14 protein-coding genes are annotated in these 13,099 nt (G+C 57.0%); 8 read left to right on the plus strand and 6 right to left on the minus strand.

Annotated elements, in window-relative coordinates:
* Positions 1-132: 132 nt before the first annotated feature.
* Both HQ912_RS23675 and HQ912_RS23680 read left to right on the plus strand, forming a co-directional pair.
* Complete coding sequence (locus tag HQ912_RS23675; RefSeq protein WP_173407564.1) at positions 133-1,641, plus strand: hypothetical protein; 1,509 nt, start codon at positions 133-135, stop codon at positions 1,639-1,641.
* Between the two features lie 18 nt (positions 1,642-1,659).
* Positions 1,660-2,280, plus strand: a complete 621-nt coding sequence (locus HQ912_RS23680; RefSeq protein WP_047227445.1) for a GIY-YIG nuclease family protein — start codon at positions 1,660-1,662, stop codon at positions 2,278-2,280.
* Positions 2,281-2,380: 100 nt separating this feature from the next.
* Here HQ912_RS23680 and HQ912_RS23685 read toward each other — a convergent pair whose 3' ends face one another.
* The gene (locus tag HQ912_RS23685) at positions 2,381-2,917 is read right to left on the minus strand and encodes a DUF4256 domain-containing protein (RefSeq protein WP_047227444.1); all 537 of its coding nucleotides are present in this window, start codon (positions 2,915-2,917) and stop codon (positions 2,381-2,383) included.
* Positions 2,918-2,997: 80 nt separating this feature from the next.
* Between HQ912_RS23685 and HQ912_RS23690 the strand changes: the two genes are divergently transcribed.
* The 3 genes from HQ912_RS23690 (at position 2,998) to HQ912_RS23700 (ending at position 5,577) form a co-directional block, all read left to right on the plus strand.
* Complete coding sequence (locus HQ912_RS23690; protein WP_172833805.1) at positions 2,998-3,519, plus strand: GNAT family N-acetyltransferase; 522 nt, start codon at positions 2,998-3,000, stop codon at positions 3,517-3,519.
* Between the two features lie 157 nt (positions 3,520-3,676).
* A complete protein-coding gene (locus tag HQ912_RS23695; protein WP_047227443.1) occupies positions 3,677-4,822 on the plus strand; it encodes a hypothetical protein in 1,146 nt (381 codons plus the stop codon).
* Positions 4,816-5,577: a hypothetical protein gene (locus HQ912_RS23700; protein WP_047227442.1), complete on the plus strand. Its 762-nt coding sequence runs from the start codon at positions 4,816-4,818 to the stop codon at positions 5,575-5,577. The genes HQ912_RS23695 and HQ912_RS23700 overlap by 7 nt, the downstream gene beginning before the upstream one ends.
* A 224-nt stretch (positions 5,578-5,801) precedes the next feature.
* On the opposite strand, the gene HQ912_RS23705 is transcribed toward HQ912_RS23700, so the two are convergent.
* Entirely contained in the window at positions 5,802-6,506 is a 705-nt protein-coding gene (locus tag HQ912_RS23705) for a hypothetical protein (RefSeq protein WP_047227441.1), read from the minus strand.
* A gap of 159 nt (positions 6,507-6,665) precedes the next feature.
* On the opposite strand from HQ912_RS23705, the gene HQ912_RS23710 reads away from it, so the two are divergent.
* Together HQ912_RS23710 and HQ912_RS23715 are read left to right on the plus strand one after the other, a co-directional pair.
* Complete coding sequence (locus HQ912_RS23710) at positions 6,666-7,643, plus strand: hypothetical protein (RefSeq protein WP_173407374.1); 978 nt, start codon at positions 6,666-6,668, stop codon at positions 7,641-7,643.
* Between the two features lie 77 nt (positions 7,644-7,720).
* Positions 7,721-8,137, plus strand: a complete 417-nt coding sequence (locus HQ912_RS23715; RefSeq protein WP_047227439.1) for a VOC family protein — start codon at positions 7,721-7,723, stop codon at positions 8,135-8,137.
* A gap of 771 nt (positions 8,138-8,908) precedes the next feature.
* Here HQ912_RS23715 and HQ912_RS23720 read toward each other — a convergent pair.
* Positions 8,909-9,622 carry a FadR/GntR family transcriptional regulator gene (locus HQ912_RS23720; protein WP_047230511.1) on the minus strand — a complete coding sequence of 238 codons (714 nt, stop codon included), beginning with the start codon at positions 9,620-9,622 and terminating at the stop codon, positions 8,909-8,911.
* A gap of 97 nt (positions 9,623-9,719) precedes the next feature.
* Between HQ912_RS23720 and HQ912_RS23725 the strand changes: the two genes are divergently transcribed.
* Positions 9,720-10,463, plus strand: coding sequence for a FadR/GntR family transcriptional regulator (locus tag HQ912_RS23725; protein WP_047230512.1), 744 nt, complete (start codon positions 9,720-9,722; stop codon positions 10,461-10,463).
* A 153-nt stretch (positions 10,464-10,616) separates the two neighbouring features.
* On the opposite strand, the gene HQ912_RS23730 is transcribed toward HQ912_RS23725, so the two are convergent.
* The 3 genes from HQ912_RS23730 to HQ912_RS23740 form a co-directional block, all read right to left on the minus strand.
* Entirely contained in the window at positions 10,617-11,339 is a 723-nt protein-coding gene (locus HQ912_RS23730; protein WP_076386258.1) for an oligogalacturonate-specific porin KdgM family protein, read from the minus strand.
* 139 nt (positions 11,340-11,478) lie between these two features.
* Complete coding sequence (locus HQ912_RS23735; protein WP_076386259.1) at positions 11,479-12,246, minus strand: ABC transporter ATP-binding protein; 768 nt, start codon at positions 12,244-12,246, stop codon at positions 11,479-11,481.
* 10 nt (positions 12,247-12,256) lie between these two features.
* Entirely contained in the window at positions 12,257-13,096 is an 840-nt protein-coding gene (locus HQ912_RS23740) for an ABC transporter ATP-binding protein (RefSeq protein WP_076386261.1), read from the minus strand.
* Positions 13,097-13,099: the final 3 nt, after the last annotated feature.

Here is a 13,099-nt window from a genome sequence, read left to right on the forward strand (position 1 = left end):
GCGGCAGGATGGTTTTGGGGCCGCTGCGCAGCCCAGCGGGAGCAAGCTCCCTCGCCACGGTGGTAGTTATTCTTTTCAGGCGGTGTACGGCTAAGATGGCGCGCAGGCGAGTTCACAAGGAAGGCTGGCGTGATGCAATCCCGTTTTGATCCCTTGGTTCATATCGATTGGAAAACACCCGGCGCTGAGTTGCTTGGGCTGCTGCAGCATTACTATCCCGACATCGGTGTGTTTTCCGGGCCGGAATTCGAGGCGCTGTTGGATGAGCTTTCCAACGAAATGGCCGAGGTCTGTTTCGAGGCGTTGGCACCTGTGCTGGCGCGTCACGGCTTTGACCTGTGGAACCTGGACGCCGGTGGCGATGATTACCGACCGGTGATTGTCCCGGCCGATCAACGCGAGGCTTTTGCACAACACTGGCAAGGCCAAAGCGCAGAACCGAGGTTCACGCCGAGGCTGATCGAAGCGCAAAAGCCTGCCGCCCCCGACCGTAAATCCAGCAAGCCCAAGCGCAGCAAGCTGAACTGGCTACAGGAAGTCCACGACTATCCCGGCCCCACTTACGTGCATGACTACAACTACCGCAACGGCTGGGCCGCCATCACCGAGCAGGAGGAAGACCAGTGGCTGTGTTTTCTGATCGATTACAACCCATGGCCGCCCGCTGAGCAGGACATGCTCGAACACCGCAACGATGGGGTGGACGGCGCAGACTTGCAGCTCATCGATGCCAACACCCAGCGCAGCCTGTGGAAACGTCGGGTGAAAAGCGGCGCTTACAGTTCAGATGACCGCTACCAATACGAGATTCGCCAGGGCGATGACATCCAAAGTTTCGGACCTGTCGGGATGCAATGGTCGGAGTTTGAAGATCCCTGTGTCGTGGTCGACTCGGAGATATTCGAACGTCAGTGTATTTACGAACCCGAGCATTTGACGCGGATCTGGCGGATCACGGCGGACTCCAGCGAGGTCATTTTCGAGTACGCGGATGAACTGACGATCCTGCCCATCGGCCCGCGCCGCTTGCTGTTCATGCAGCACAACGGCCCGCGCTGCTGGATCTGGAATCAAGACCCGCCGCACCAGGCCATTGCCGCCAAGCCGATGCCCGCTGACGCCTATAAACTGCGGGCGGCGACCGCGTACCTGGGCGGTGACGAGGTCCTGCTGTTCAGCGAAGGCGAGCGACAGAACCTTGAGCACTCGGGCTATCAGGAGACGGTGCTGCTGGCGTGGCGCTTCAACTTCGTGACCGGCGCTACGACGAAGGCGCTGTTGGACGGCTTTGGTAGTGAGCTGCGCCAGGACACCCGCCTGCTTGTTACACAGCCCAAGCAGGTCATCACGTTGCGCACGTTTCATGGGCAACTGCATGTTGCCCGGGGGCATGGGGATTGGTGGGTGTGGAATTACCGGACGAATACGTTTGGCACGCAGACCTTGGCGTGGTTTTGGAATCAGTGCAGCAGTGAGGTGATGAAGCTGTCGTCCAAGGATATTGCGCGGGTCAAGCCGGAGATTCGTTACCTGGCGGCGCAGGATCGGTATCTGGCGTTTGAGGCGGAGTTTGTGGCGCGGTTGCCGGGGTTTGCTGAGATACTTGAAACCAAAGGTAGTGATGTTCTGAGTTTCGACTGAAAAAACAGAGGGAGTGGTATGGGGTTCGATTCCGATGATGAGCCGGCAGAAAGGAGTGAGTACTACGCGGCTTGTCCGCCTTCTCCCCATGCGTGGCTTTACATTGCAGTGGATGTCAGGGATATGGGAATCGCCAAAATCGGGTTAACGACCAAGCGAACTCCCGAGATGCGGATCGCAGAAGGAAGAACCTACAACCCCTTTCTCGTGCTGTTCACCACCTACGATCTCGCGCGGTGTACTTGGGGTACGTCAGCCAAAGAGCTGGCTGATATCGAACGCTACATTCATCGCCGAGCTGTGTTCGGTACACCGATCGGGCACCTCGCCACCGGACGCTCGTCAGAATGGTTCCGAATCCATCCTGAACAGGCGGAATCCATCGTCGACGCGATGCTTGCAAAACGGGGTTTTTCAGTTGGCGAGCGATACCTCTATAGCTCCTATGACGGTCCTGATGTCTTCGATCAAATTCGAGTGTCGAGGATGAGAGAGATCAAGACGGTGTACCGGCCAAGCCTACGCGCCGTTATCGACGATTCCATAAATGCGGGCATCCCAGATGAGTACTACCGCGAGTACTACAACTTCCTGAGGGCGTACCATTCGAGACCTCAGGCAGAAAGACCTTACGATTGAATTGCGCGCTGAATGCCTGTCGCCCAAGTACTTTGTCGCCGGGTGACATACATCATCGGTGTGGCTTCTCGGCTTGGTGAGGCATAGGGGCTTACCCTGCTCAAACACAAAGCCAGCCCCGAAACCCTCGCGCCGCGTAATACGACTGCACACCATTGTGATAAACGAACACCCGTTCATAACGATAGTCACCGAATAGCGCACCGCCGAGGGCGCGAAGTTCAGGGGGTGTTGCCAGCCAACTGGACGTTTTGGCATCAAACTCGCCAAGCTGCTGCAAGGCTCGGTACTGGTCTTCAGTCAGCAAGGCGATGCCCATTTCTTCGGCCATTTCCATGGCACTGCCTTTGGGTTTGTTTTCCTTGCGTGCGTCCAGGGCGGCGCGGTCGTAGCAGAGGCTTCGGCGACCGGTTGGGCTTTCTTTGGCGCAATCGCAAAAGGTGACGAGGCCGGCTTGCTGGTCGTGGCCGATCACGTCGGGTTCGCCGCCGGTGGCCTCCATTGCCTGGAGCGACTTCAGGGCGTTAGGGTTGCTTTCCAGCTTGGCCTGGACGTCGGCCCAGAGGATGTCCGGGTGGCGATGTGGGTTCTGGTCGAAGCGGGTTTTCAGGGTCTGGAGAAGGTCTTGTCTTTTCATGGTTTTGGGTCCGTTGCTGGTCGGTTCCAAATTCTGGCAGTACCAGCGTAGCAACCCATTGAAGCATGAGGTCACGAACCATGATGCGCAGCGACGCTCAACCCGTTTTTCTCCTGCACTTGCGTCCAGTCAACCTCGACCAGGACAGCGGCGTTTGCGTACGTTTCTTTGAAGACATGCTGCTCTGCGCGTTTGGTTCCACACAAAAACTGCACGACCCGGATGGCACACAGCGTTACCTTCAATCTCTCCAAGAAAAAGCAGCCGAGCTTCCTGGCAGCATTGTCCATGCCTGGGATGAAACGCAGATCGTGGGCCAGATAGAAATGTCGCGGCTGAAGGCTGAGCCCGCAGTGGGCTACATCCATTTTTTCTACCTAACCCCTGAGTGGCGATCACGTGGTGCAGGGAAGTTGCTGCTGGCCTACGCGACCGACTTTCTTGCAGGGTTGGGGTGCGAGCGGATGAGATTGTCTGTGAGCGACACGAACCACAGGGCGGCACGGTTTTACAGGCACCATGGTTGGATTGATATCGGGGCCAGGCAAGACAAGCCGGAGCTGCGTTTGCGGTTGATGGAAAAGGCCATTGCCGCCTGGTGAGAGCAACTCCCTCGCCACAAGGTTGGGGTTCGGCAGAATGGATTGGAACGTCCTCTCCATCACCCTACGCGTCAATATCCACCATAAAATATCAAGAATTTTGCACGCTATCACAACTTCTGATACCGTGCTGGAATCGTGATACGGAAGAATGACCATGACTGCTATCCGCCAAGACCATGAGCTCTCCGAAAGGCGTGATCTGATCGAGCTCAAAGTCTACGTAGAGAACGTGCTAGGCCTGAAGCTGCGCTTGAAACCGTGGGAGCACGTCAAGATCCTTCCGTATGCATTGCGTGACCGCTACGAATTTTTTGTCACAGAAATCTTCGGGGCCGGCTGCCTCATTCTCAAGGAACGTCCACAGCGTGAAGCCAGCGTTGCGGATGTCGCCAAGCATATCCAGGCCATCCACAACTTGCAGGCATCCAACAAGTTGCCCGATACCGGCGACCTGATGATTTTCGTCACCGACACGCTTCCGAGCTATGACCGCAAGCGACTGGTGGAGAAAGGCGTCCAGTTCATCGTGCCGGGCAATCAGCTTTTTCTTCCGGCCTTTGGTATGGATTTGCGTGAGTATTACCGCCAGCGCCTGGAAAAACCTCAGGTCCTGAGCCCCGCCACCCAAGCCATGCTGATTCAATTTCTGATCAAGGGATGGCACCACCAGCTCCTGACCACTCGCGCAACCTTCGAGAAGTCCTTTACCTACGCGAAAATGACCGTCAGCAGAGCGATCAAGGAACTGACCGACTTGGACATTGTTAAGCCTGGAAAGGAAATGGGTGAGGCCGCGATCCTGTTTCACTTGTCCCCCAGGGAGACTTGGGAGATGGCCAAGGAGTCCATGCGTACGCCGGTCAAAAAAGCACTTTGGCTCAATGCAATTCCCCAGGTTTTTGACGACACCCCAATGTTGCTGGCCGGAGAAACGGCCCTGGCTGAAATGAGTCTTCTCGCCGGCCCAAAAGTCCCTTGCTATGCGATGACGGCAGCGCAGTTCGAGCATATTCGGGAGCATGCTCAAACTGAAAAGAATGCGGCCTACGGGGAGGAATTCGGCGCTTGGGGCTCAACTTCGAAAACGGCCAAGTCGAAACTCGAGACCACGGCGCCCTACCTTGAAGTGCCGCAAAACCATGCCGCGTGTTGCATTCAGTTTTGGAGTTATGAGCCGCCGCGCAGCAACATCGCCACTGGAACGGTGGACCCCTTTTCTCTCTATCTGAGCCTCAAGGATGACCATGATGAACGCGTGCAAATGTGTCTGGATGAAATGATGGAGAACGTGAAATGGTAGTGGGTGTCGACCGGTTTCGAGAGTATTTCAGGGATTTCCAGGGCAGCTACGTTCTGATTGGCGGGGTGGCTGCTTCGATTGCCATGGAGGAACTGGGTGAGGAATTTCGACTGACCAAGGATCTGGATATCGTCCTGGTCGTCGAGGCGCTTGATCGTGCGTTCGTCGGGCAGTTCTGGAAGTTCATCAAGGACGGTGGCTATGCCATTCGCCAGAATGGTGACAGCGATGGGGACTCCCCGGTTTTTTATCGCTTCCAGAATCCGGAGGACAAATCCTTTCCCGTTCAGGTCGAGCTGTTTTCCCGTGTCCCGGATGGCCTGGAGCACGAAGAAGCGGCCAGAATGACCAAAGTCCCCGTGGAGGAGCAAGCCGCCAGCCTGTCTGCGATCATTCTTGATGATGAGTACTACGCCTTTCTCTTGGAGGGCGTCGATCATACTCAGGAGATCAGCCACATCGGTGCTGATCGGCTCGTTCCCCTCAAAGCCCATGCCTGGCTTAACAAGAAGGCGCAGCTTGAGCAAGGTATTCCAGTAGACAGTCGCGATATCAAAAAACACTTTAGGGATGTGATCGTACTGACCGTCGGTCTCACCGAAGGAATGGCCCAGCTACCGGAACGGCTGGCGCGCGATTTGAAGAGCTTTCTTGACCAAGTGCCTGCTGAGCTGGCGTCAAATCCCCAAGCCTACAAAGGTGTAGATGGCCACCGTTTGATCAAGACGATTGAAGAAGCCTTCCGCCTCACTTGAATCATGTTTTTTGCACGCTATCAGATGTATTGATAGCGTGCGAGAAAGTTGTTACGACGTAGGGCATGTCCTCGAGCGTCATCCCGAACTTATTGTCACCAAAGGCTCGAACGGTTGGAGACGAACATCTAAGTCAGAGCACGACACGCCTCTGGTGATTGAAAGTAGATGCTCCTTCGATTTGTGCACATCCCAAACTGGGATTTAACGTTCGATGCCCCAACCTAACGCTCCGCCTCCCCCTGTGGATAAATATCACTGACATTCAACGACAACTTCGCAGCCACCTCATAACCATCAGCCTTGCTGAAGTTCAACTGAAACTCCTGATAAGCAGGACCGGCCAGCCAACGGTTAACTTGCAGACCTTGATACCTGGAGCTTTCCCCGGGCGTGAGTTGCCCGAACAGCGGATAGCCCGCGTCGGCAAAAATCCTGTCAGCTTCGAACCAGTCCATCTCCTTATCAAGGCTCACACGTTGCTCCACCATTGCCCATGCCTCTGGCGTGACCTTCTGGCCGACATCCAGGAAGACCACCTTGCTTTCTTTCGCGGCGATCAGGAAAGGCAAGGTCATGGGTGTGCCCGTCGAATCCAGCAGCTTGTATTTCATACCAGCGTATTCCCCACCGCCTTCTTCCCTGCGCTCCCATATTCGCCAATCGATGACGCTTTCCGGGTTGAAGCTGTTGTTGGTGAGGATGATTTTGTAGCGCTGTTTGAAGAGTACGTCCTGATCATCTTTATAGGCCTTGTAGAACGACACCTTGCTGTGTTCGGCGCCGACCCGGATGATGATCGGAGTCCTGCGGCTGGCGACACTGTCCTGATATTGCTGGTAACTGAAGAAAGCGGATGCAATGGAGACGAGTAAGGCGAGCGTCGCAATTCCATCTGTGCGGGTGAGGGTCTTGAACCATTTCATCATGAGGCGGTGTGTCCGGATATTCGTGGTGGATGGGTTGGCGTCTTCGCGAGCCTTGTCCGAATGAAGACCCAGAGGATAGCATTGAGCCATCAATCCTCAAGGAAGCCCGAAAATGCCTGGAACGCCCGCCCCTCTGAGCGTCACAACGAAGATCAGCTCATGACCCTCCTCACCGCCGACGCCATCGGGCAACGTGCTACGTTTTTCATCATCGTTTTATCCTGCTTGCTTGTCCTGGGCATCACGAAGACCTTGAGCAAAGCCCATCAAAAATCGAATCAAGACTCTCAGTTGTTCATGTACGGCACCATTGCCACGTCCTTCATCATAGTCATGTCTGCGGTACTGATTTGGGGCAGCAAGGATCTTCCCGCGTGGCTTCAAGGCATCGGCAGCATCTACGCAATCATCGTGGCAATACTCGTATCCCGGCATGAAGGCCGAAATGCCCAGGAAAGAAGCAGACGGGAACGAGCAGAAGATCACAGACGTGAAGCCCAAAGAGTCAACCAAGAGAAGATAGAAACCACCAGGGCGATCTACCAGATCGTGCTTCGCGCGTTCATGAGCTTCAGCTACGTGCGTGAGAATGCCTATGACAAGAGTCTGTCAGCCAAGGATATCGGCCCGCGCAAGGGCGAGCCCGACCTGAAAATAACAGGCGGCAAACAATGGCGGTCACTGGGTTTCAAGGCTGCCGACATTCGCGTACAGCTTCGGCAACTGGAAGCATTTGTAGAGCAACTGGAAAAAATTTCCCCCTTTGAGCATAGGGATGCAGTTCTCGCCCTGCTGACATCCGAATTCTGCGCCTCGATCAAAGTGTTATTGGCTGATTTGAAGACAGGCTGGAATATCGAAAGTCAACGAACGGCGCCCGGCTCCGGCGCAAAATCGACGATCAAGTACCCTCCTTGCGTAAAAAACGCCACCTACACAGAAACTGAAAAACTCATTGGCGTCACCGAGTATCTGGCCCATGGGATTTTTCATATGTATCTGGATGAGCCGGAGTGCAATCGTATCGAGGAGGTTTTCCTGAGTTGGTCCCAAAGGGCAAACAAAATTTTTTTAAGTCATGGGCCCCAGGCATCATCCGGTGCGCAAGAGGATGTTAATCAGGCACAGCAGAGCTGACTTTTACGACGACATTCCTGCATGGGTAGCTAAGGTGAAGTAACCCGTTAGCGGCTAGCACTGAACAGGAGGCCCGTATGAGGAACTTCACGATCCAACACATCGACCACATCGTCCTGCGCGTAAAAGACATCGAGCGCAGCCTCGCTTTCTATACGTCGGTGCTTGGTTGCGAGCTGAAGAAGCGCCGGGACGATCTTGGAATGATTCACCTCAGCACCGGTGTTTCGATGATTGATCTGGTTGCTGTCGACGGGCCGTTGGGTCGCGCGGGTGGGCCGGCGGCTGGCAAGCAAGGGCACAACGTCGACCACCTCTGCCTGCGCATCGAACCGTTTGATGAACAAGCCCTCATCGCTCATTTGGCCTCAGCCGGCCTGAGCGTTGAGAAAGCGCAGATGCGCTATGGCGCGGAGGGGAAAGGTTGGTCGATCTATTGCTTCGATCCGGATGGCAATCAGATTGAGCTGAAGGGGCCCGCGCTGGAGCCCTGAGTTTCATGGTCTGTCTGGGCCGGTGATGTTGGATGGGCCGCCGTCATCGCGAGCAGGCTCGCTCCCACAGGGGATGTATGGCGGACACAAAATCCGTGAACACCACCAAAAAACTGTGGGAGCGAGCTTGCTCGCGATAGCGGTCTGTCTGAAACGGTGATGTTGGATGGGCCGCCGTCATCGCGAGCAGGCTCGCTCCCACAGGGGATCTGTGGCGGGCACAAAATTCGTGAACACCACCAAAAACTGTGGGAGCGGGCTTGCTCGCGATAGCGGTCTGTCTGAAACGGTGATGTTGAATGGGCCGCCGTCATCGCGAGCAGGCTCGCTCCCACAGGGATCTATGGCGGACACAAAATCCGTGAACACCACCAAAAAACTGTGGGAGCGAGCCTGCTCGCGATAGCGGTCTGCCTGAAACGGTGATGTTGAATGTGCCGTCGTCATCGCGAGCAGGCTCGCTCCCACAGGGGATGTGGGGCGGGCACAAAATTCGTGAACACCACCAAAAAACTGTGGGAGCGAGCTTGCTCGCGATAGCGGTCTGCCTGAAACGGTGATGTTGAATGTGCCGCCGTCATCGCGAGCAAGCTCGCTCCCACAGGGGATCTGTGGCGGGCACAAAATTCGTGAACACCGTCAATCAAAACTGTGGGAGCGAGCCTGCTCGCGATGGCGGTCTGTCTGAAACGGTGATGTTGGATGGGTCGCCGTCTTCGCGAGCAAGCCCGCTCCCACAGGGGGGTGTGGTGGACACAGGTTTTGTGGAGGTTATTGCGTCGTCGACTCAACCGCTCCCCGCACCCGCTGCAGCATGTTGATCAAATGCAACCGCATCGAAGCCCGGGCCGCTTCGGCATCATGGCGCGCCAACGCTGCGTAGATCTGCTCGCGCTCACGAATCACCAAGGCGCGATTCTCAGCCGTGACAGCTGGCCCGGCCTGTTGAACCACCGCGATCAACGTATTGCCCACATGGGCCATGGCATCGATAAAGAAGCTGTTGCCGGTGCACTGGGCGATCTGTAAATGAAATTCGAAATCCACCTGGGCGCTTTCGGCATCCGCGGCTTCAGAAGCGTTCGCCACATCCAGCGCTTCACGCATCGCCAGTAACTGCTGCGGCGTAGCGCGTTGGGCGGCGATGCCAGCGGCTTCGACTTCCAGGCTCTGGCGCAATTCGATCACCGCCAGCGCGTCGTACGCGCCACCCTTGACGTGCTTGCTGCCCTGGAAATCCCCCGGGCGAGCAGTGTCGACCACGAAGGTGCCGATGCCGTGACGCGTTTCCACCAGGCCTTCGGCCTGCAACCGCGACATGGCTTCGCGAACCACCGTACGACTGACGCCACGGTCCTTGATGATGACCTGCTCGGTCGGCAGTTTGCTGCCTGCGGGCAGTTCGCCGGCCAGTATCTGCTGCGTCAGATCGACCACCAGTTGCTGGGTCATGCTCAGGCGTCGATCGGGTGTGACACGGTCCATTGCACCTATCCATTAAAGCCAGACGATCGCGGCATTATAGCCGCGACCTAACGTCGAAACGCACTATAATGCCGGCTGATCACACTAGAGCAAGCCGATGACGGATCAAGCGTTATCTCCATTGAATAAACCGCGCCGCCTCGCCGAAACACTGGTGGACCGCTTTGCCCAGCGCATGCGTGAAGGCATTCTCAAGCGCGGCGAAAAGCTCCCCACCGAAGTGCATATCATGGAAGCCGAGGGCGTCAGTCGTTCGGTGGTGCGTGAAGCGCTGTCGCGCTTGCAGGCGGCGGGGCTGGTGGAGACGCGGCATGGGGTCGGCACCTTTGTCCTGGACATGCCGGCGCCGGAGGGCTTTACCCTCGGGCCGGCGACGATTGCCACGTTGTCGGATGTGCTCAACCTGCTGGAGTTTCGCCTGAGCCTGGAAGTCCAGGCCGCCGGCATGGCTGCCGAGCGCGCCACGCCCCAAGCCCTGGCCGAACTGGCCCAGGCGCTGGAAGCGTTGCTGCAAGGCCCGGAAAAGTCCGGCACCACCATCAATGCCGATTTCCAGTTCCATCTGAAAATCGCCAAGGCCGCTGGCAATTACTACCTGATCGACATCATGAAGCACCTGGGTACCAAGCTGATCCCACGTACCCGGATGAACTCCGCCTATTCCGGGCAGAGTGATCGCAGCGCCTACCTGCAGGGGATCAACGCCGAACATCAACAGATCTTCGACGCCATCGCCAGTGGTAATGTCGACGCGGCGCGGGCGGCCATGTACCTGCATTTGAGCAATAGCCGCATGCGCCTGTGTGAAACGCAGCAGCGGCAGGCTTTTTACAACGAATGACCCCGCACCCCCCTGTGGGAGCGAGCTTGCTCGCGATGACGGCGGTACATTCAACATCGATGTCTGCCGATCCGACGCCATCGCGAGCAAGCTCGCTCCCACAGTTTTGATCCCGGTGTTCACAGACTTAGCGTCGACCCGTGCTCCTACAATTTAGAAGAAGCTGTATTTAACACCGACCCGCAGCCGCAACTGGCGATCGCTGTCGACCGAGTTGACTTTAATATCACCCACTTCAAAGAACGGTGCCCAGCGTTTATCCCACTGGTATTTGACCACGGCGTTCTGTTCATAGTCGTCGGTGCCGCCGTTATAGCGAATGTAGTCGGCATCGAAGTAAGTCAACTGATATTCATAGGCCCACGGTCCTTGGGGGCCATAGTTGATATATACATCGTAACGATTGACCGTCTGATCGTCCTGCCCATTATGCGGCACGTCACGGTCGATCTTGTCGCGGTCCAGTTTGGCTGAATCCAAACGGTAGCGACCGGCGATGCTCAACTCTTTGGTCACGCGGTAACCCAGGCGCAGGCCCAGCTTGTAGGTGGTGGATTCTTCGTCGCTGTCCAAGGCCAACGAGGGCGTCAGCATCCAGCGATCATTGATCTTGTGCTGGTAGTTGACGGTAAATTCATGACCGCTGCCGACGGTATTGTCGAAGGCGACGTCTTGCCGGTCACCGGCGGTCTTGTATTTGAGTTCACCCTCCAGACCCAGGCCACTGTCCAGCCGAATACCAAACTTGGCACGGTCGGCATGCATGCGACTTTTTTCCGCATATTGGTGGCGTACATTGATATAGCCGGTATCGGCCTGGGCAATAACCGAAGTAAACAAGGAAGCGAGAGAAAGTATTACCAATGTCTTTTTCATGTTTTTTTATTCTTGTTGGTTGAACGGGTTAGTTGGGTTAAACGCTAAATCACAGGCGAGCGCGTGCGCGGCATTGAAACCTGGGGTTCAACGTCTTTTACGGGTTAAAACAAATGCAACTGATGAATCAGGGTTTAATTCAAACGGCGACAGGGATGCCTTGTATGTCGCGACTGGCCTGCACCAGCAAACGGGTGTACGCGTGCGTGGCACCGTCACTCGCCAGAAGCTGACTGTCGAGCGTCTCCACCACCCTGCCCTGCTGCATCACCGCGACCCGATCGCACAAGTGCGCAACCACCGCCAGATCGTGGGTCACCATCAGGTAGGTCAGGCCTTCCTGGCGGCGCAAGTCGGCCAGCAGGTTGAGGATTTCCGCCTGCACCGAGACATCCAGCGCCGAGGTCGGTTCGTCCAGCAACAGCACCCGGGGACGCAGGATCAACGCGCGGGCGATCGCCACGCGCTGGCGCTGGCCACCGGATAATTGATGCGGGTAACGAAAGCGGAAGCTGTCGTTCAAGCCGACCTTGCGCAGGATCTCGCTGACCTTCTGCGCACGCCCGTCGATGCCGTGGATGCGCAACGGTTCCTGCAACGCGGCATCAATGGTGTAGCGCGGATGCAGCGAGGCGTAGGGATCCTGGAACACCATCTGCACCGTACGATAGTGGTTCAGCGGCAGGTTGCGGGTCACGGCCTGGCCGGCGATCTGCAGTTGCCCGGTCCAATGCTGATACTGCCCGGCCAGACAGCGCAGCACGGTGGTCTTGCCCGAACCGGACTCCCCTACCAGGCCGAATGCCTCGCCTTCGGCAACACTCAAATCAACGTCGTGCAATACCGCGTTCAGTGCCGCGCCGGTGCCAAAACAAAGGTTCAGGCCGGCGATTTCAATCATGCTCATGACAGGCTCCTCAAGCATTCAACCACTGCGGGTCACGCTGCAACACCGGCAGCGTGGCGCGCCGATGATCCAGGCTCGGCAGTGCGGCCAGCAGGCCACGGGTATAGGGATGGCTGGCTTGATCCAGGTCGGCGGCGGCAATCGACTCGACCACACGGCCGGCGTACATCACCAGCACGCGGTCACAGAAATTCCGCACGAGATTCAAATCGTGGCTGATGAAAATCAGCCCGAGGTCGCGCTCGCTGACCAACTCCTCCAGCACGTTGAGCACCTGCCGGCGCACCGACACATCCAGGGCAGAAGTGGGTTCGTCGGCGATGATCACCTGGGGGTCGGTGATCACCATCATGGCGATCATGATCCGCTGGCCCATGCCGCCCGAGACTTCATGGGGGTACAGGTCGTAGACCCGCTGCGGGTCGCGAATGTGTACCTTGGCGAGCATGTCCAGGGCGCGTTCGCGGGCCTCGCGATGGGGCACTTTGTGATGGGCCAGATAGGCCTCGGCGATTTGTTCGCCGACCCGCACCACCGGGTTCAGCGAGTACTTGGGGTCTTGCATGATCATCGACATGCGCGCACCGCGAATCGCCTGGATCTGCTTTTCGCTGGCGGCCAGCAAGTCGATATCGGCAAAACGCAACGTCTTGGCGGTGACTCGCGCCGTCGGCGGATGCAAGCGCAAGAGACTGCGGCCAACGGTGGACTTGCCCGAACCGGACTCACCAACGATGGCGAGTTTTTCCCGGCCCAAAGTGAACGACACGTCACGCACCGCCCGGGAGATTTTGCCGGCGTTGCGAAACTCCACACACAAGTCCTGTACGGCAAGTTTTATCTCAGTCATGGG

Origin of the sequence: Pseudomonas sp. MPDS (genome assembly GCF_013283895.1) — a bacterium.
In the GTDB taxonomy this organism is placed as follows: Bacteria; Pseudomonadota; Gammaproteobacteria; order Pseudomonadales; family Pseudomonadaceae; genus Aquipseudomonas; species Aquipseudomonas rhizophila.

Bases quoted from the DNA above. Each gene is read 5' to 3' on its own strand.
- HQ912_RS23675 (WP_173407564.1), top strand. From the start codon at position 133: ATGCAATCCCGTTTTGATCCCTTGGTTCATATCGATTGGAAAACACCC.
- HQ912_RS23680 (WP_047227445.1), top strand. From the start codon at position 1,660: ATGGGGTTCGATTCCGATGATGAGCCGGCAGAAAGGAGTGAGTACTAC.
- HQ912_RS23685 (WP_047227444.1), bottom strand. From the start codon at position 2,917: ATGAAAAGACAAGACCTTCTCCAGACCCTGAAAACCCGCTTCGACCAG.
- HQ912_RS23690 (WP_172833805.1), top strand. From the start codon at position 2,998: ATGATGCGCAGCGACGCTCAACCCGTTTTTCTCCTGCACTTGCGTCCA.
- HQ912_RS23695 (WP_047227443.1), top strand. From the start codon at position 3,677: ATGACTGCTATCCGCCAAGACCATGAGCTCTCCGAAAGGCGTGATCTG.
- HQ912_RS23700 (WP_047227442.1), top strand. From the start codon at position 4,816: ATGGTAGTGGGTGTCGACCGGTTTCGAGAGTATTTCAGGGATTTCCAG.
- HQ912_RS23705 (WP_047227441.1), bottom strand. From the start codon at position 6,506: ATGATGAAATGGTTCAAGACCCTCACCCGCACAGATGGAATTGCGACG.
- HQ912_RS23710 (WP_173407374.1), top strand. From the start codon at position 6,666: ATGACCCTCCTCACCGCCGACGCCATCGGGCAACGTGCTACGTTTTTC.
- HQ912_RS23715 (WP_047227439.1), top strand. From the start codon at position 7,721: ATGAGGAACTTCACGATCCAACACATCGACCACATCGTCCTGCGCGTA.
- HQ912_RS23720 (WP_047230511.1), bottom strand. From the start codon at position 9,622: ATGGACCGTGTCACACCCGATCGACGCCTGAGCATGACCCAGCAACTG.
- HQ912_RS23725 (WP_047230512.1), top strand. From the start codon at position 9,720: ATGACGGATCAAGCGTTATCTCCATTGAATAAACCGCGCCGCCTCGCC.
- HQ912_RS23730 (WP_076386258.1), bottom strand. From the start codon at position 11,339: ATGAAAAAGACATTGGTAATACTTTCTCTCGCTTCCTTGTTTACTTCG.
- HQ912_RS23735 (WP_076386259.1), bottom strand. From the start codon at position 12,246: ATGAGCATGATTGAAATCGCCGGCCTGAACCTTTGTTTTGGCACCGGC.
- HQ912_RS23740 (WP_076386261.1), bottom strand. From the start codon at position 13,096: ATGACTGAGATAAAACTTGCCGTACAGGACTTGTGTGTGGAGTTTCGC.